We start from the raw sequence: 15,720 nt of genomic DNA on the forward strand, positions 1-15,720 counted from the left end.
CATGGCTCAGCTCAAGGTCACCCAGGTCAAGAGCAAGATCGGCACGAAGCACGCTCACCGCGAGTCGCTGCGCACCCTCGGGCTGCGCAAGATCCGCCAGAGCGTCGTGCGTGAAGACACCCCCCAGGTGCGCGGCCTGATCCACACCGTCCGCCACCTGGTGGAGGTCGAGGAGGTCAAGGCATGACGGCCATCAAGATCCACCACCTGCGTCCGGCTCCGGGCGCCAAGCGCGAGAAGATGCGCGTCGGTCGTGGTGAGGGCTCGAAGGGCAAGACGGCCGGTCGCGGTACGAAGGGCACCAAGGCCCGGAAGAACGTGCCCGCCGGGTTCGAGGGTGGGCAGATGCCCATCCACATGCGGCTGCCGAAGCTGCGTGGCTTCAAGAACCGCTTCCGCACCGAGTACCAGCCGGTGAACGTGGGCGACATCGCCCGCGTGTTCCCGGACGGCGGCACCATCGGTGCCGACGAGCTGGTCCAGGGCGGCCTGGTTCGCAAGGGCAAGCTGGTGAAGGTCCTCGGCAACGGCGACGTGAACGGCGTCAAGCTGAACGTCACCGCCGACGCGTTCTCCGGCTCCGCCAAGGAGAAGCTCGAAGCGGCCGGTGGCACCGCCACCACCAACTGAGCTGGTTTTCTGAGTTCGAAGGCCCGTCTGGTTCGCCAGGCGGGCCTTCGGCGTTTCCGAGGGGGGATGGTCATGCGAGGTTTCGTGGCACCGGTGCTGGTCGTCGTCGCGTCGGTGTTGACGGTCGTGGGGACGTTCCTGCCGTTCTTCCGCACCGAGCAGGTGATCGGGCTGGAGCCGTCCGGGCTCGCGCGGACGACGACGCGGGCCTGGCGGATCGACTTCACGTTCCCGGGCCAGGGCGAGATCAGCTCGCCGTCGGCACCGCTGGGCGTCCCGCTGCTGCTGGCGGCCGCGATCCTGCTGGCGGCGGTGGTGCTCGGCGTGGTGAAGCGCCGGCCCGCACCGCGGACGACGCTGCTGGGGGCGGCGTTCCTCGGGGGAGCGGTGTGCACGGTCGTGGCCCAGAGCATGCGCGGCCTGTTCGACGACCGCGGCGAGCAGGTGACGACGACACCATTGGCCGGGACGTGGTTCCTGCTGGCAGCGGTGGCCGTGGCGGCGGTGGCGGCCGTTTGGGAGAGGCCCCGCGGCTGGGCGGACCCGGAGGCGGCGTACGCGGACACGCCGACGCCGCCGTCGGGAGTGGTGATTACGGTGCTGCCGCCCGAAGCGGACTGACCGGACAGGTTCCTTGCCGCGGTGCGGGTCCGGACGGAGGATCTGAGGGGTGGACAGACCGTCGCAGGAGCCGCCCGAGCCTTCGCCGTTGAGCTTCCCGGTGGAGGCGCCGAAGGTCGCCGGGGTGGAGCCGGGAGCGGGGTCGCCGGGGGGTGGGGATCCGCTTGACTTCCCGGCCGAGGCCGCGTTGCCGGAGATCGGTGCCGGGGGATCGGTGGCCAACCCGCTCGCTTTCCCGGCTGAGGCCGCGCGGTCGCCGGAATCCGGTTCGCCGGCTGGCCCGGAGGGATCGGTCGCCAACCCGCTCGACTTCCCGGCCGAAGCCGCGTGGTCGCCGGATTCCGGCTCGCCGGTGGGTTCCGAGGGGTCGGTGGCCAACCCGCTCGCTTTCCCGGCTGAGGCCGCGCGGCCGCCGGAAACCGGTTCGCCGGCCGGCCCGGAGGGATCGGTGGCCAACCCGCTCGACTTCCCAGCCCAAACTCCGCCTCCGCCGGGCCAGGATCCACTTGCCTTCCCCGCCCAGGCCGCGGCCCCGCCGAGCGCCCCACCTCCGCCTATCACGCCCCTGCCGTTCCCGGTCGCCCAACTGCCCGGCGCCGTCCCCGCACCTCAGCCCGCCCCGGCAGCCGCCGCCGCGCCCACTCCGGAGCCCCGCACCCCCGGCCTTCTCCGCTTCCTCCCACCGGCCCTCACCGCCACAGCGGCCCTCCTGGCCACCGGCGGCCTCTTCCTCCCCCTCTTCCTCGTCCAGCAGCACATCAGCGTGCGCCAGCGGGTCTTCGACGCCCAGCTCACCGTCACCGAATCCGCCTGGGGCAGCCGGATCGAAGTCCCCGGCCAGGAAGCCGCCGACCAGGCCTCCTCGCCCGTCGGGATCCCGGTGGTCATCGCCGTCCTCCTGCTCGCCGTGGCCGCTTTCACCGCCTTCGCGCGGCCTCGCCACGGGCGGTGGCTGATCGGGGCCGGGGCCTTCTTCACCGGCGGGGTCGTCCTCACGGTCGGCATGAGCGGGCTCGGGTGGTCCGCCAAGGTGGACGGCCTGGACTTCGACGTCACCACCGCCGCCGGCATGTGGCTGCTGATCGCGGCCGCCGCCGTGGCCACCGCGGCGGCGGTCATCGCCGCGTTGCCGGGCAGGGACTGGGCTGATCCGGCCCTGGCCTACGCGGACACCCCGACTCCGCCCACCGGTGTCGCCATCACGGTGCTCCCACCGGAAGAACCCGATTGACCCCGGCGGCTACCGTGAAGACGTGTCGTGGCTGCTGGTCTTCTTCGGGGCTTCCGTCCTCATCGCGCTTACGCCCGGCGCGAACAACCTGCTCGGTCTCCACCACGGGATGACGCACGGTGTCCGCCGCGGCCTCGCCGGGCTGGCCGGCCGGCTGGCCGCGTTCACCCTGTTGATCGCGGCCGTCGCGGCCGGGTTGGGGCAGCTGCTGGCCGCTTCCGAGACCGCCTTGACGATCATCAAGTGGGCCGGTGCGGCCTACCTGCTCTACCTCGGCGTGCGCCTGCTGTGGTCGACTTTCCGGGGCAAAACGGACGTCCCCGAACCGGACACGCACCCGGCTTCCGCCTGGCGGGTGACGCGCAAGGAGTTCGGCGTCGCGATCACCAACCCGAAGGCCATCCTGATCTTCACCGCGTTCGTCCCGCAGTTCATCGACGCAGGTCACGGCCCATTTCCGGCGCAGATCGCGTTGCTCGGCGCCGTCTACCTGCTGGCCGAATTCCTGGCCGGCTCCGTCTACGTCGGCGTGGGCGCCGGCCTCAAGTCGATCAAGCTCACGCGGCGGACGCGGCGCAACGTGGACCGGGGGACCGGTGTGGTCCTCGTCGGCCTCGCCGGCGTGCTCGCGACGCCGAACGCCTGACGCCCATCTGTCAAGGAATACGGCCAAGACGGCGATGTGGATCAACCCGCCGGAGCAACCTTGGTACGGAAAACGCACACGGACTGCGGACACGCCCTGTGAAGCTGTTAGAGTCGGCGACACGCTTCGGGACGAGTGTGCCCCGAAGCGTTCCTGGCTTGCCTGCCAGTAGTGCTGTGTGTTCCCGCCGGCCCCCGTGCCGGCCAAGCCGATCGTCGGTTGAGGACGGCCGACGACGCCGAGGAGGTCCCCCGCGTGTTCAGCGCCTTCCGCTCGGCTCTCGCGACGCCGGATCTACGCAAGAAGATCCTGTTCACGCTAGCCATCGTCGCGGTCTACCGAATCGGTGCGACCATTCCGGCACCCGGGATCTCCTACGGGGCGGTACAGGCCTGTAGCTCCCAGGCGCAGCAGGAGGGCGTCTACCAGCTGCTGAACCTGTTCAGCGGCGGTGCGCTGCTGCAGCTGTCGCTCTTCTCGACCGGCATCATGCCGTACATCACGGCGAGCATCATCATCCAGCTGCTGACCGTGGTCATCCCGCGGTTCGAGGAGCTGAAGAAGGAAGGCCAGTCCGGCCAGGGCAAGCTGACCCAGTACACCCGGTACCTGACGGTCGCCCTGGCGATCCTGCAGGCCACCGGCGTGGTCGCGCTCGCGGACCGCAAGCAGCTCTTCCCGGACTGCGACCAGCCGATCATCCCGGACAACAGCGTCTACTCGCTGGCGATCATCGTCATCACCATGACCGCGGGCACCGCCGTCATGATGTGGCTGGGCGAGCTGATCACCGAACGCGGCGTCGGCAACGGCATGTCCGTCCTGATCTTCCTGAACATCGCCGCGCGCATCCCGGTCGAGGGCGGGAACATCCTGTCCAACGGCGGTGGCATCGCGCTGACGATGATCTGCGTCTTCGGGCTCGTGATCATCGCGAGCGTCATCTTCGTCGAGCAGGGGCAGCGCCGGATCCCGGTGCAGTACGCCAAGCGCATGATCGGCCGCCGGATGTACGGCGGCACGTCGACCTACCTGCCGATCAAGGTGAACCAGGCCGGCGTCATCCCGGTCATCTTCGCGTCGTCCCTGCTGTACCTGCCGGACCTGATCAGCCGCCTCGTCGGCGACCAGAACAGCAACTCCGGCTGGCAGGTCTTCATCAAGAACTACATCGTGAACCAGTCCAGCTGGGTGCACATCGCGCTGTACTTCGGCCTGATCATCTTCTTCACGTACTTCTACATCACGATCACGTTCAACGTGGACGAGCGTGCGGAAGAGATGAAGAAGTTCGGCGGGTTCATCCCGGGCATCCGCCCGGGCCGCCCGACGGCCGAGTACCTGAGCTTCGTCCTGGGCCGGATCACCCTGCCCGGTTCGCTGTACCTGGGCATCATCGCGATCCTTCCGAACTTCTTCCTGTCGGTGACCGGTAGCGGGAACAACCAGAACTTCCCGTTCGGTGGCACGGCTGTGCTGATCATGGTCGGTGTCGGGCTCGACACCGTGAAGCAGATCGAAAGCCAGCTGATGCAGCGCAACTACGAAGGGTTCTTGAAGTGACGCGGCTGGTTCTCGTGGGTCCGCCCGGCGCGGGCAAAGGTACGCAGGCGGTGGCTCTGTCGGAGCAGCTGCGCATCCCGCACATCTCCACGGGCGAGCTGTTCCGCGCGCACGTCGGCCAGGAGACCCCGCTGGGCCAGGAAGCCAAGCGCTACCTGGACTCCGGCGAGCTCGTACCCGACTCGGTGACGAACGAGATGGTCCGCGAACGCCTGGCGGAGCCGGACGCGAAGGCCGGCTTCCTGCTCGACGGCTTCCCCCGCAACACCAAGCAGGCCGAGGTGCTCGGGGAGATCCTGGGTGACGCCGACGTCTCGCTCGACGCCGTGATCCAGCTGCAGGTGCCCGAGGACGTCGTCGTCGGGCGGCTCATGTCCCGCGGCCGCGCGGACGACACCGAAGAGGTCATCCGCCGCCGCCAGCAGATCTACGTGTCGGACACCGCGCCGCTGCTGGAGTACTACGCCGACATCCTGGTGACCGTCGACGGCGTCGGCAGCGTCGAGGAGATCTCCGGCCGAGTGCTGAAAGCGCTGCGCGACCGCACGTGAACCTCGGAGGATTGCGTGTTCTGCAAGTGCTCCGCCGTGGGCGCATGATCGAGGTCAAGACCCCGGACGAGCTGCAGGCGATGCGGGCCGCGGGGCTCGTCGTCGCCCGCACGCTCGCGGCGGTCCGCGCCATCGCGAAACCGGGCGTCAGCACGGCCGAGCTCGACGAGCTGGCCGAGCAGACGATCCGGGACGCCGGCGCGGTGCCGTCGTTCAAGGGCTACCACGGTTTCCCGGCGTCGATCTGCGCGTCGGTGAACGAGCAGATCGTCCACGGCATCCCGGCGAAGACGCAGGTGCTGGCCGACGGCGACATCATCTCCGTCGACTGCGGCGCGATCCTCGACGGCTGGCACGGCGACTCCGCCGTCACGCTGGCCATCGGCAGCGTCGCCGACGCCGACCTGGCGCTGTCCGCGGCGACCGAAGCGGCGATGTGGGCCGGCATCGAGGCGGTCAGCGCCGGCGGCCGGTTGACCGACATCTCCTTCGCCGTCCAGTCGGCCGCCGAACGCGCGGGCCGCGACGACGGCATCGAGTACGGGATGATCGTCGAGTACGGCGGCCACGGCATCGGCCGCCAGATGCACATGGACCCGTTCCTGCCGAACGTCGGCAAGCCGGGCAAGGGCCCGCGGCTGAAGGCCGGCATGGCGCTGGCGATCGAGCCGATGCTGACCGGCGGCGGCGGGGAGACCCTCGAGCTGGACGACGGCTGGACCGTGGTCACGGCCGACGGCTCCCGCGCGGCGCACTGGGAGCACACCGTCGCGATCACCGAAGAGGGCCCTTGGGTGCTGACGGCACCCGAAGAGAGCTGACCTGCGCATTCACCCACACGAGGTGATCGCCATCACGTCCACCTGCACGGTCCTTTAGCATGGTCACCCCCGGTTTGGGGGTCGCGACACGACCTGCGTACACTGTCAAGTCGGCGCACTTATCGCGCCCGGATCCTGCGCGCTCGTGAATTCACGGTCTTGGGAGCCGGGCACCAGTGTGCCACGCAACACCCGACCCAGCACTAGTGCTCGAGTTGATCAGGTGTGGCGACAGACGATACCGACAGGGAAATGCGGAGGACATGGCGAAGAAAGACGGGGCCATCGAGGTCGAAGGCCGCGTAGTCGAGCCGCTCCCCAACGCGATGTTCCGCGTCGAGTTGGAGAACGGTCACAAGGTCCTGGCTCACATCAGCGGCAAGATGCGGCAGCACTACATCCGCATCCTGCCTGAGGACAGGGTTGTCGTGGAGCTTTCGCCCTACGACCTCTCTCGTGGTCGCATCGTCTACCGCTACAAGTGATCACGAGCAGCTCAGAAGCAGGAGAGCAGAAGACGTGAAGGTTCAGCCGAGCGTCAAGAAGATCTGCGACAAGTGCAAGGTGATCCGCCGTCACGGCCGGATCATGGTGATCTGCGAAAACCTGCGGCACAAGCAGCGGCAGGGCTGATCGCCAAGCACTCGAGCAGAGTGGATTGACGGCTACACAACCTCCCCGCACCTGCCGGGTCACGCGAGTGACCCGGTTCACCCCCGGACTTCAGGCCGGGGCTGGGACACCCGAGGCGCAAGCCGAGGGCACGACAGGCGAGTCGGTCCCGGAACCGGACGGGGAGCAGACCTGAAGAGGAAACCCACGAAGGAGCATCAGCGCCAATGGCACGACTCGCTGGCGTAGACCTCCCCCGCGAGAAGCGGTTGGAGATCGCGCTTACGTACATCTACGGCATCGGCCGTACCCGCTCGAAGCAGCTCATCAAGGCTGCCGAGCTCAACGCGGACACCCGCGTCAAAGACCTCAGCGATGACGACCTCGCGAAGCTGCGTACGTACATCGAAGAGAACTTCAAGGTCGAGGGTGACCTTCGCCGCGAGGTGAACGCCGACATCCGTCGGAAGATCGAGATCGGGTGCTACGAGGGCCTTCGCTGGCGTCGCGGACTTCCCGTCCGTGGTCAGCGCACGAAGACCAACGCCCGTACCCGCAAGGGTCCGAAGAAGACGGTCGCCGGCAAGAAGAAGGCTGGCAAGAAGTGAGCGTCCAGGGCAAGAAGGTCGTGCAGATGGGCGGCGTCCAGCGCCGTGGCACGGCTTGCGTTTCGCCCAAGGCGCTCTACGCCCGCCCGATGGCGCTCCGCAACCTGTACACCGACGCCGGATCGATCATCCGGCGCGGCCAGGCCGAAGCGGTCGCCGCTCACCAAGAGAACGCGCGCTAACAGGAGAACCCTCAGAACATGCCACCGAAGTCTCGTACTGCGGCCGGGGCCAAGAAGGTCCGCCGCAAGGAAAAGAAGAATGTCGCGCACGGTCACGCGCACATCAAGAGCACCTTCAACAACACCATCGTCTCGATCACGGACCCGACCGGTGCCGTGATCGCGTGGGCGTCGAGTGGTCACGTGGGCTTCAAGGGCTCGCGCAAGTCCACCCCGTTCGCCGCGCAGATGGCCGCCGAGAACGCCGCCCGCAAGGCCGCCGAGCACGGCATGAAGAAGGTCGACGTCTTCGTGAAGGGCCCGGGTTCGGGCCGCGAGACGGCGATCCGCTCGCTGCAGGCGGCCGGCCTCGAGGTCGGCACCATCCAGGACGTGACCCCGCAGCCTCACAACGGCTGCCGCCCGCCCAAGCGGCGCCGGGTCTGAGGAACGGGGAGGAGTAAGAAGAAATGGCTCGTTACACCGGCCCCGCGACGCGTATTTCGCGTCGCCTCAAGGTTGACCTCATCGGCGGCGACCAGGCTTTCGAGCGTCGCCCCTACCCGCCGGGCCAGCACGGCCGCGGGCGCATCAAGGAGTCCGAGTACCTCCTGCAGTCGCAGGAGAAGCAGAAGGCTCGCTACACCTACGGCGTTCTCGAGCGTCAGTTCGTCCGGTACTACAAGGAAGCCGTCCGGCGTCCCGGTAAGACCGGTGAGAACCTGCTGCAGATCCTCGAGTCCCGCCTGGACAACGTGATCTACCGCGCCGGCATCGCCCGCACGCGCCGCCAGGCGCGCCAGCTGGTGAGCCACGGCCACTTCCTGGTCAACGGCGTCAAGGTCAACGTTCCCTCGTTCCAGGTCTCGAAGTGGGACATCATCGACGTGCGGCCGAAGTCGTTCGCGATGCTGCCCTTCGTCGTGGCGAAGGAGTCCTTCGGCGACCGCCCGATCCCGGCGTGGCTGCAGGTCGTCCAGTCCAACCTCCGCGTGCTGGTCCACCAGCTGCCGGAGCGTGCGCAGATCGACGTTCCGGTTCAGGAACAGCTGATCGTCGAGCTCTACTCGAAGTAGTCCGGCCCCGGTCGGAATACGGGCGGCGGCGCAACAAGGTGCGCCGCCGCCGCGCCATCCCTTCGACGTCATATGGCGGGCGTCGTCTGGAAAGGAAAACAAGGAATGCTGATTTCCCAGCGGCCGGCTCTCGGCGAAGAGACGGTCAACGAGACCCGCTCCCGGTTCACCATCGAACCGCTGGAGCCCGGCTTCGGCTACACGCTCGGCAACTCGCTGCGTCGTACGCTGCTGTCGTCCATCCCGGGCGCGGCCGTGACGAGCATCCGCATCGACGGCGTGCTGCACGAGTTCACCACCGTTCCCGGGGTGAAGGAAGACGTCACCGACATCATCCTGAACCTCAAGGAGCTCGTGGTGTCCTCGGAAGAGGACGAGCCGGTCACCATGTACCTGCGCAAGCAGGGCCCGGGTGAGGTCACGGCGGCCGACATCGTGCCGCCGGCGGGTGTCACCGTGCACAACCCGGATCTGCACATCGCGTCGCTGAACGGCAAGGGCAAGCTCGAGATCGAGCTCGTCGTCGAGCGCGGCCGCGGTTACGTTCCGGCCCTGCAGAACAAGCAGGCGGGCGCGGAGATCGGCCGGATCCCGGTCGACTCGATCTACTCGCCGGTGCTCAAGGTGACCTACAAGGTCGAGGCCACCCGTGTCGAGCAGCGCACCGACTTCGACAAGCTGATCCTGGACGTCGAGACCAAGCCGTCGATCACGCCGCGCGACGCGGTCGCGTCGGCCGGCAAGACGCTGGTGGAGCTGTTCGGTCTCGCCCGCGAGCTGAACGTCGACGCCGAGGGCATCGAGATCGGCCCGTCGCCGCAGGAAGCGGACACCATCGCCGCCTACGCGATGCCGATCGAGGACCTGGACCTCACCGTCCGGTCGTACAACTGCCTCAAGCGCGAGGGCATCCACACGGTGGGCGAGCTCGTCTCGCGCAGCGAGGCGGACCTGCTCGACATCCGCAACTTCGGCGCCAAGTCGATCGACGAGGTCAAGCTCAAGCTCGTCGGCCTCGGCCTCGCGCTGAAGGACAGCCCGCCCGGGTTCGACCCGACCGCGGCGGCCGCCAGCTACGACGGTGAAGGCTGGTCGGAGGGTGTCGGTGGCATCGCCGACGGGATTTCGGACGGCCACGACGATGGCCAGGACTACGCAGAGACCGAGCAGCTCTGAGGCCGTGTGCCTGGACGCTGTGAGCTGAACTAGGAGAACCAATGCCCACCCCTACCAAGGGAGCCCGGCTCGGCGGGTCGTCCGCGCACGAGCGGCTGATCCTGGCCAACTTGGCCACGCAGCTGTTCGAGCACGGCAAGATCACCACCACCGAGGCGAAGGCGAAGCGGGTCCGTCCGCTGGCCGAGAAGCTGATCACCAAGGCGAAGCGGGGCGACCTGCACAACCGCCGTCAGGTGCAGAAGGTCGTCCGTGACAAGGACGTCGTTCACAAGCTGTTCGCCGAGATCGGTCCGCACTTCGCGGAGCGCGACGGTGGCTACACCCGGATCACCAAGACGATGCCGCGCAAGGGCGACAACGCCAAGATGGCGGTCATCGAGCTGGTGGCCGAGAAGACGGTGACTTCGGAAGCCGAGCGCGCTCGCAAGACGAAGTTCGCGAAGGACGAGAAGGCCGCCGCCCCGGCCGCGGAGGAGACCACCACCGAGGCTCCGGCCGAGGAGGCTCCCGCTGCCGAGGAGGCCAAGGCCGAGGAGACCGAAGTTCCGGCTTCGGACGACGCGGACGCCAAGAAGGACTGACGTCCTGACGGCAGATTCGACACCGGACGAGCCCGCCACTCCCGCTGGGGAGGGCGGGCTCGTTCGTCTGCGCCTGGACGTCTCCTACGACGGCACGGACTTCTCGGGCTGGGCCCGCCAGCCGGGCCGCCGGACGGTCCAGGCGCTGCTGGAGGAGGCGCTGCAGCGGCAGCCGCCGGGGGCTTCGGTGCCCAAGTCCGTGGTCGTGGCGGGCCGCACGGACGCCGGGGTGCACGCGACGGGCCAGGTCGTGCACGTCGACGTCGTGCCGCTTTCGGAGCCCTCGGACCGGATTCCCGTGTCCCCCGACGGCATCCCGGACCTGGGCCGCATGACGGGCCGCTGGAACCGCCTCCTGCCCGGCGACGTCCGGGTACTGGGCGCCCGGGTCGCCCCGGAGGGCTTCGACGCCCGCTTCTCGGCGATCCGCCGGCACTACCGCTACCGGGTCTCGGACGCCCCGTGGGGCGTGGACCCGTTGCGCCGCAACGACACCCTGGCCTGGAACCGTCCACTGTCGACGGACGCGATGAACGCGGCGGCCGCGGAACTGCTGGGCCTGCACGACTTCGCGGCGTACTGCAAGCAGCGTGACACGGGCACGACGATCCGCGAGCTGCAGCGCCTGGAGTGGGAGCGGGTGGACGAGCACCTGCTGGAGGTCCGGGTTTCGGCGGACGCGTTCTGCCATTCGATGGTCCGCAGCCTGGTGGGGGTCCTGCTCCTGGTGGGCGACGGCCGCCGCACCGACGGCTGGCCGGCGAAGGTGCTGGAGAGCGGAATCCGCGACAGCGCGGTGGCCCCGGCCCACGGCTTGACGCTGCTGGGTGTGGACTACCCGCCGGACGCCGAACTCGCGGCCCGCGCGGAGCAGACGAGGAACGTCCGCACCCCGATGACGTGAATGACCCATTCATGTCGTCAGGTGACATGAATGGGTCGTTCATGGCGTTTGGGGCGGGCGAGCGGGGGCAGCTGTCCTGCCAAAGCGCCTTTCGGCACCCCGAAGCTGTCATTGTGACTACGGCCGGCAACGCCGGGTGTGTTCTGGCTTCGGATCGGGGTGCGGGGGAGTCTGGGTTCTCGTCGGTGTCTGTTCTCGGGGGCCTCTCGCCTTTGGCGGCGAGGCTGTGGGCGGTCAGCCTTCGGCGGATGGCATGAACGAGTCGTTCACCTCGTCAGGTGCGATGAACGAGTCGTTCATGACCACCGGAACTCGTCCCGCGGGCGGTGTCAGTCGCCGCGGCGGACGGGGCCGAGCAGCTGCTGCTCCTTGCCCGTCGTCACCAGCCGCAGCGGCCGCCACAGGTTGCGGCCCAACGCCACCACCTGGTCGTCCTGCAGCGTCGTCAGCTGCCGCATCATCTGCGGCGGCAGGCGCCAGATCCGCGCCGCCAGCTCGGCCTGGCCGGCCGGGAGGCGCTGCATCAGCACCAGGTCCGCCGCGTTGGCCGTCGCGCCCGCCTGCGGGTGCAGGTACGGGAGCACGTAGACCGTCGTCTGCCACGGCGACCGCGGCGGGAACAGGTCCTGCGGCGTCGGGCCGCCGTCGGTGACGACCAGCAGCGGTGCGTCCTCCGACGGCCGCGGCAGCTCGACCGGGGACAGGCGGCGGATCTGGACCAGCGGTGACGGCCGGCCGTCGCGGGTGCCGGCCGCGCGGGACAGCACCTGCCACTCCGTCGGGCGGCCCGTCGCCACCACGACCCACGCGCCGACCGCCATCGCGCGCATCGCCACCTGGCGGGCCAGGTACAGCCCGCCCACCAGCACGATGCGCGTCGGCGTCGACCGCAGCGCCGAGATCGTCAGCGGCTCGCCCTTGAGGCCCGAGCCGAGCACGATGCCACCACGGTCACCCGACGGGCTGACCGCGTCGAGCATCGCCGGGTCCACCGTGAACTCCGGTGCCACCCCGAGGTTCTGCCCGGCGTCGCGCATCCGCGAACTCATGCTGTTCCTCCGATCGGCAGCGTCGCGGCGAACGCCGAGACCTGCAGCCCGCGCAACGGGGTCAGGTCGACGCCCAGCCGCTCCGACAGCCCGTGCAGCCGCTGGTCGGCGGCTTCGAGCTCACGCGGGTTGCGCGCGCTCAGCCGGACCACGCCGCGCAGCCCGATCTTGCCTTCGTCGGACGCGGGGGAGATCGACATCGCGAGCGTCGCCGACAGCGCGCGGACGCTCGTCAGCGCGTCCAGGCTGCCGGTGATCTTGCCCTTCGGCCAGCCGGTGATCGCGTAGCTCGCGTGGCCGATGCCGGCCGCGGTCACGCCGGACCAGCGCTCCTGCAGCGTCACCTTGCTCGGCGAACCGGCGACGGACGTGAGCTCCGCGGCCGAAATGCTCGCGCGCAGCAGCTCGTCCGGGTCGAGCGGCCGGGTCGGCACGCCCTGGGACTCCAGCGCGTTGCGCACCCGCGAAAGCGCGCCGATCAGCGCGCGGTGGGCGCCGACGACGCCGCCGCCGCGTTCCCGGATCGCCGCCGGGCAGCGCTTCGGGTCGAGCCGGATCGCCACCCACGTCGTTCGCCGCGCCGCCGCGGGCAGCGGGCCGAGCACCTCCATGTAGGAGCTGAGCGCGGGCGAGTCCGCCGGCAGCGCCGCGCTGCCCGGGTAGCAGTGCCAGATCGTCTGGATCGAGTCGAGGAGCACACCGCGGTCCTCGAGGCAGGGCGCGAGCGCCGACAGCGGCAGGCTCGGCGCGCCGCCGGCCTGGGTGATCAGCGCCGGCGTCGGCTCGACGAGCAGCACCGCCGTCCAGGTGCCGTCGTTCCAGGCGAGGCCGACCTGCTGGCGCTCGTGGTCGACGCCGTGCGCCACGACGAGGTCCGGGATCGCGACGCGCAGCAGGTTGACGCGGGCGTCGTCCGGGCCGGTCACCGTGGTCTCCTCGGCGGCCAGCTCCTCGACGGTGCTCGGCGGCAGCGGTTCGGCGACGCGGTCGTGGGACCGGAACGAATAGCGCAGCGTCAGGCCGATCCACTGGGTGAACCAGCGGCCGCGCCAGCGCAGCAGCGCGACGATGAGGGCGAAGCCGACGATGCCGACGCCGACCCACTTCAAGGACATGTCGATGGCGAGCAGCACGAGCCCGACCGCGAGGCCGACTTCGAGCACGACGAGGTTCGCGACGGGCAGCGGGCCGAGGTTCACGCCCGAGGAGCGACGCCGGGCGGGCGGAGCCATCCGCACCGCGCCGGCCGCGGAAGCGGACGGACTGCTGTCGTCAGGTCCCTGGGGGCCACTGGGTCCACCGCCACCGGGACCACCGGGTCCACCCGGACCGCCACCACCGGGGCCGCCAGGTCCGCCGGGCCCACCCGGGCCGCCAGGTCCACCGGGGCCGCCAGGACGTCCGCCCGGGCCACCGGGTCCGCCGGGACCGGGGCCGCCGGGACCGCGCGGGGGCATGCCGGGTCCGCCGGGGCCACCACCGGGTCCGCCGGGTCCACCAGGACCCCCCGGGACACCTCCGGGACCGCCGGGGCCACCGGGTCTCACCGGACGGGGTGGCGGGCCCGGCTGACGGCCGGGCGGCGGGGGCCCGGGCGGGCCAGGCGGACGTGGAGGGTTGGTGACGGACATCCGCGCTTTCTCTTCCCCTCGTGCTTGCTGCGTACCCGGAAGCCGGGTCCCGGGGTGTCCGACCCTAGCTTGAGTTGGTAGAAACCCCACACCAGACGGTCCCCGTACGGCTATCCTGCGGAACCGTACCGCGACGGGGAGAGCTGTAGGTCGAGAATGCCATCAACACCCACGACTAAGTCTCAGGTTCAGGCGTATCAGTTCGTCCTGCGGCGGATGCAGTCGGCGCTGGTCCGGCGGGACGCCGTGATGCTGCACGACCCGATGCGCACCCACACGAGGGCGACCATCGTGGGTGTCGTGCTGGGCGCGCTCGGCATGATCGTGTTCGTCGTCTGGGGGCTGCTCAGCCCGGCGCCGTCGGTGCCCGATGCCGGGAACATCGTGATCGGCGAACAATCCGGCACGGTCTACGTGGTGATGGCGGGGAACCCGAAGACCCTTGTCCCGACGTTCAACCTCGCGTCGGCTCGGCTTCTCCTGCTGGCCCAGCAGAAGCAACAATCGAACACGGGTGGCGCGAGCGGCGCGACCGCGGCGGCCGCCCCGGCGTCGCCGAGCGCCGCGGCTGTGAAGAATCCCACGGTCGTTTCCGACGAGCAGCTGAAGGACATTCCGCGCGGAAAACTGACCGGAATTCCGGACGGACCGCAGCTGATGCCCTCGGATTCCCAGCGCATTTCCCCCAACTGGGCCGTGTGCGACCAGGTTCTGCTCGACCCGACCCAGCCGAACCCGGACATCGGCAAGACCGACACCTACGTCTTCGGCGGCGTCGCCCCGAGCGGTCTCGGCACCGAGCTGGGTGAGAAGGAAGCGTTGCTGGCGGCCGCGGACAACGGCAAGACCTACCTGATCTACCGCCTGCCGAGCACGCAGAACCGCCCGAACGCCAACACGGTCCGCGCCGAGATCGACACCTCCGACTCGCACAACGCGGTGTCGACGGCGCTGCAGCTGAACGAGAAGCCGCGGAAGATCACCCAGGGCCTGCTGAACGCGATCCCCGAAGTCTCGCGCCTGACCCCGCCGCAGATCCCGGACGGCGCGGCCCCGGGGGACTTCGGCGGGCTGAGCGCGGGAGACGTCTTCGCCACGCAGCCGGCCGGTGCGGACCCGGAGTTCTGGGCGATCACGACGAACGGGATCCAGAAGGTGTCCAACGCGGTCGCCGACATCATGCGCGTGGCCAAGAACGGCAGCTCCGGCCGGATCCAGACGATGGGCCTCGACAAGCTGAACGGCGTCCGCGTCCTCCAGCCGACCGACCCGGACTACATCAAGGTCGACGACTTCCCGCGCTCGGTGCCGACGGTGCTCGACGCGACGAAGAACTCCGCGGTCGCCTGCCTCGGCTGGTCGGTGGTCGGCGACGGCGCCAACCGCGACGGCCACACTTCGGTGTACATCGACACGCAGCTGCCGGGCCAGAACAGCCACGGCGCCAAGTTCGCCACGACCAAGGTCACCACGCCGGGCCCGAACCGCGTGCCGATCACCGGCTTCTACCTCCAGCCCGGCTTCGCCGCGGTGGTGCAGTCCGCGACCGGCCAGGCCAGCTTCGGCAAGGGTGCGATCCAGCTGATCTCCGACCGCGGGATCCGCTACAGCGTCCCGGACGCCGCGACCGCGGACGCGATCGGGCTGAACAACCGGCAGCCCGCGCCCGAGTCGATCATCGGCCTGCTGCCGACCGGCTCCTCGCTGAACACCCAGGACGTGCTCAAGCAGTTCGACTCGGTGCCGATCGACCCGAACGCCGGCTCGTTCCCGACCCAGACGCAGCAGGCGGGCGGCTGAGGCGGAACCGGCGGGCGGCAGCGGACGTCACACGCTCGAACGGTCTTCTGGTGAGC

The 15,720-nt window shown here is 69.6% G+C and carries 20 protein-coding genes; 18 read left to right on the forward strand and 2 right to left on the reverse strand.

Annotated elements, in window-relative coordinates; genetic code table 11:
* The first annotated feature begins 1 nt into the window (after position 1).
* The 17 genes from rpmD (at position 2) to truA (ending at position 11,184) form a co-directional block, all read left to right on the forward strand.
* Positions 2–187, forward strand: a complete 186-nt coding sequence (rpmD, locus tag BLV96_RS25160; protein ID WP_033291195.1) for a 50S ribosomal protein L30 — start codon at positions 2–4, stop codon at positions 185–187.
* Positions 184–630 (forward strand): 50S ribosomal protein L15, encoded by a 447-nt coding sequence (gene rplO, locus BLV96_RS25165; protein ID WP_086675493.1) that lies wholly within the window; start codon positions 184–186, stop codon positions 628–630. Before rpmD ends, rplO begins: the two co-directional genes overlap by 4 nt.
* 72 nt (positions 631–702) lie before the next feature.
* Positions 703–1,251, forward strand: a complete 549-nt coding sequence (locus tag BLV96_RS25170) for a hypothetical protein (RefSeq protein ID WP_143051021.1) — start codon at positions 703–705, stop codon at positions 1,249–1,251.
* A 49-nt stretch (positions 1,252–1,300) separates the two neighbouring features.
* A complete protein-coding gene (locus BLV96_RS50790; RefSeq protein WP_244180442.1) occupies positions 1,301–2,482 on the forward strand; it encodes a hypothetical protein in 1,182 nt (393 codons plus the stop codon).
* Between the two features lie 22 nt (positions 2,483–2,504).
* Positions 2,505–3,128, forward strand: a complete 624-nt coding sequence (locus BLV96_RS25180; protein WP_244180445.1) for a LysE family translocator — start codon at positions 2,505–2,507, stop codon at positions 3,126–3,128.
* A 255-nt stretch (positions 3,129–3,383) separates the two neighbouring features.
* Positions 3,384–4,691: a preprotein translocase subunit SecY gene (gene secY / locus BLV96_RS25185; RefSeq protein ID WP_086681375.1), complete on the forward strand. Its 1,308-nt coding sequence runs from the start codon at positions 3,384–3,386 to the stop codon at positions 4,689–4,691.
* Entirely contained in the window at positions 4,688–5,242 is a 555-nt protein-coding gene (locus tag BLV96_RS25190; RefSeq protein ID WP_086681357.1) for an adenylate kinase, read from the forward strand. The genes secY and BLV96_RS25190 overlap by 4 nt, the downstream gene beginning before the upstream one ends.
* Before the next feature lie 44 nt (positions 5,243–5,286).
* Positions 5,287–6,063 carry a type I methionyl aminopeptidase gene (gene map, locus BLV96_RS25195; RefSeq protein ID WP_086681360.1) on the forward strand — a complete coding sequence of 259 codons (777 nt, stop codon included), beginning with the start codon at positions 5,287–5,289 and terminating at the stop codon, positions 6,061–6,063.
* A gap of 263 nt (positions 6,064–6,326) precedes the next feature.
* On the forward strand, positions 6,327–6,548 hold the full coding sequence (gene infA, locus BLV96_RS25200) for a translation initiation factor IF-1 (protein ID WP_004558881.1): 222 nt from the start codon (positions 6,327–6,329) through the stop codon (positions 6,546–6,548).
* Between the two features lie 34 nt (positions 6,549–6,582).
* A complete protein-coding gene (gene rpmJ / locus BLV96_RS25205) occupies positions 6,583–6,696 on the forward strand; it encodes a 50S ribosomal protein L36 (protein WP_004558882.1) in 114 nt (37 codons plus the stop codon).
* 206 nt (positions 6,697–6,902) lie between these two features.
* Entirely contained in the window at positions 6,903–7,283 is a 381-nt protein-coding gene (gene rpsM / locus BLV96_RS25210; protein WP_004558883.1) for a 30S ribosomal protein S13, read from the forward strand.
* Positions 7,280–7,465: a hypothetical protein gene (locus tag BLV96_RS25215; RefSeq protein ID WP_086681363.1), complete on the forward strand. Its 186-nt coding sequence runs from the start codon at positions 7,280–7,282 to the stop codon at positions 7,463–7,465. The genes rpsM and BLV96_RS25215 overlap by 4 nt, the downstream gene beginning before the upstream one ends.
* Positions 7,466–7,483: 18 nt before the next feature.
* Positions 7,484–7,891 carry a 30S ribosomal protein S11 gene (rpsK, locus tag BLV96_RS25220; protein ID WP_004558885.1) on the forward strand — a complete coding sequence of 136 codons (408 nt, stop codon included), beginning with the start codon at positions 7,484–7,486 and terminating at the stop codon, positions 7,889–7,891.
* 23 nt (positions 7,892–7,914) lie between these two features.
* Positions 7,915–8,520 carry a 30S ribosomal protein S4 gene (gene rpsD / locus BLV96_RS25225; protein ID WP_004558886.1) on the forward strand — a complete coding sequence of 202 codons (606 nt, stop codon included), beginning with the start codon at positions 7,915–7,917 and terminating at the stop codon, positions 8,518–8,520.
* A gap of 105 nt (positions 8,521–8,625) precedes the next feature.
* Positions 8,626–9,696, forward strand: a complete 1,071-nt coding sequence (locus BLV96_RS25230; protein ID WP_004558887.1) for a DNA-directed RNA polymerase subunit alpha — start codon at positions 8,626–8,628, stop codon at positions 9,694–9,696.
* A 41-nt stretch (positions 9,697–9,737) separates the two neighbouring features.
* Positions 9,738–10,280 carry a 50S ribosomal protein L17 gene (rplQ, locus tag BLV96_RS25235; RefSeq protein ID WP_086681366.1) on the forward strand — a complete coding sequence of 181 codons (543 nt, stop codon included), beginning with the start codon at positions 9,738–9,740 and terminating at the stop codon, positions 10,278–10,280.
* Between the two features lie 73 nt (positions 10,281–10,353).
* Entirely contained in the window at positions 10,354–11,184 is an 831-nt protein-coding gene (truA, locus tag BLV96_RS25240) for a tRNA pseudouridine(38-40) synthase TruA (protein ID WP_086681368.1), read from the forward strand.
* Positions 11,185–11,513: 329 nt separating this feature from the next.
* Here truA and BLV96_RS25245 read toward each other — a convergent pair whose 3' ends face one another.
* Both BLV96_RS25245 and eccE read right to left on the reverse strand, forming a co-directional pair.
* Positions 11,514–12,233: a hypothetical protein gene (locus BLV96_RS25245; RefSeq protein WP_086681370.1), complete on the reverse strand. Its 720-nt coding sequence runs from the start codon at positions 12,231–12,233 to the stop codon at positions 11,514–11,516.
* Positions 12,230–13,465, reverse strand: a complete 1,236-nt coding sequence (gene eccE, locus BLV96_RS25250; protein ID WP_086681378.1) for a type VII secretion protein EccE — start codon at positions 13,463–13,465, stop codon at positions 12,230–12,232. The genes BLV96_RS25245 and eccE overlap by 4 nt, the downstream gene beginning before the upstream one ends.
* A 555-nt stretch (positions 13,466–14,020) precedes the next feature.
* Here eccE and eccB point away from each other — a divergent pair.
* Entirely contained in the window at positions 14,021–15,664 is a 1,644-nt protein-coding gene (gene eccB / locus BLV96_RS25260; RefSeq protein WP_086679371.1) for a type VII secretion protein EccB, read from the forward strand.
* The last annotated feature ends 56 nt before the right edge of the window (positions 15,665–15,720 follow it).

Origin of the sequence: Amycolatopsis pretoriensis (genome assembly GCF_900107925.1) — a bacterium.
GTDB classification, from domain to species: domain Bacteria; phylum Actinomycetota; class Actinomycetes; order Mycobacteriales; family Pseudonocardiaceae; genus Amycolatopsis; species Amycolatopsis pretoriensis.

Excerpts from the sequence above, each read along its gene's own strand:
- rpmD (WP_033291195.1), top strand. The coding sequence starts at position 2 with ATGGCTCAGCTCAAGGTCACCCAGGTCAAGAGCAAGATCGGCACGAAG.
- infA (WP_004558881.1), top strand. The coding sequence starts at position 6,327 with ATGGCGAAGAAAGACGGGGCCATCGAGGTCGAAGGCCGCGTAGTCGAG.
- eccB (WP_086679371.1), top strand. The coding sequence starts at position 14,021 with ATGCCATCAACACCCACGACTAAGTCTCAGGTTCAGGCGTATCAGTTC.
- BLV96_RS25170 (WP_143051021.1), top strand. The coding sequence starts at position 703 with ATGCGAGGTTTCGTGGCACCGGTGCTGGTCGTCGTCGCGTCGGTGTTG.
- BLV96_RS25230 (WP_004558887.1), top strand. The coding sequence starts at position 8,626 with ATGCTGATTTCCCAGCGGCCGGCTCTCGGCGAAGAGACGGTCAACGAG.
- BLV96_RS25245 (WP_086681370.1), bottom strand. The coding sequence starts at position 12,233 with ATGAGTTCGCGGATGCGCGACGCCGGGCAGAACCTCGGGGTGGCACCG.
- rplQ (WP_086681366.1), top strand. The coding sequence starts at position 9,738 with ATGCCCACCCCTACCAAGGGAGCCCGGCTCGGCGGGTCGTCCGCGCAC.
- rplO (WP_086675493.1), top strand. The coding sequence starts at position 184 with ATGACGGCCATCAAGATCCACCACCTGCGTCCGGCTCCGGGCGCCAAG.
- rpsK (WP_004558885.1), top strand. The coding sequence starts at position 7,484 with ATGCCACCGAAGTCTCGTACTGCGGCCGGGGCCAAGAAGGTCCGCCGC.
- eccE (WP_086681378.1), bottom strand. The coding sequence starts at position 13,465 with ATGGCTCCGCCCGCCCGGCGTCGCTCCTCGGGCGTGAACCTCGGCCCG.
- rpsM (WP_004558883.1), top strand. The coding sequence starts at position 6,903 with ATGGCACGACTCGCTGGCGTAGACCTCCCCCGCGAGAAGCGGTTGGAG.
- rpsD (WP_004558886.1), top strand. The coding sequence starts at position 7,915 with ATGGCTCGTTACACCGGCCCCGCGACGCGTATTTCGCGTCGCCTCAAG.
- map (WP_086681360.1), top strand. The coding sequence starts at position 5,287 with ATGATCGAGGTCAAGACCCCGGACGAGCTGCAGGCGATGCGGGCCGCG.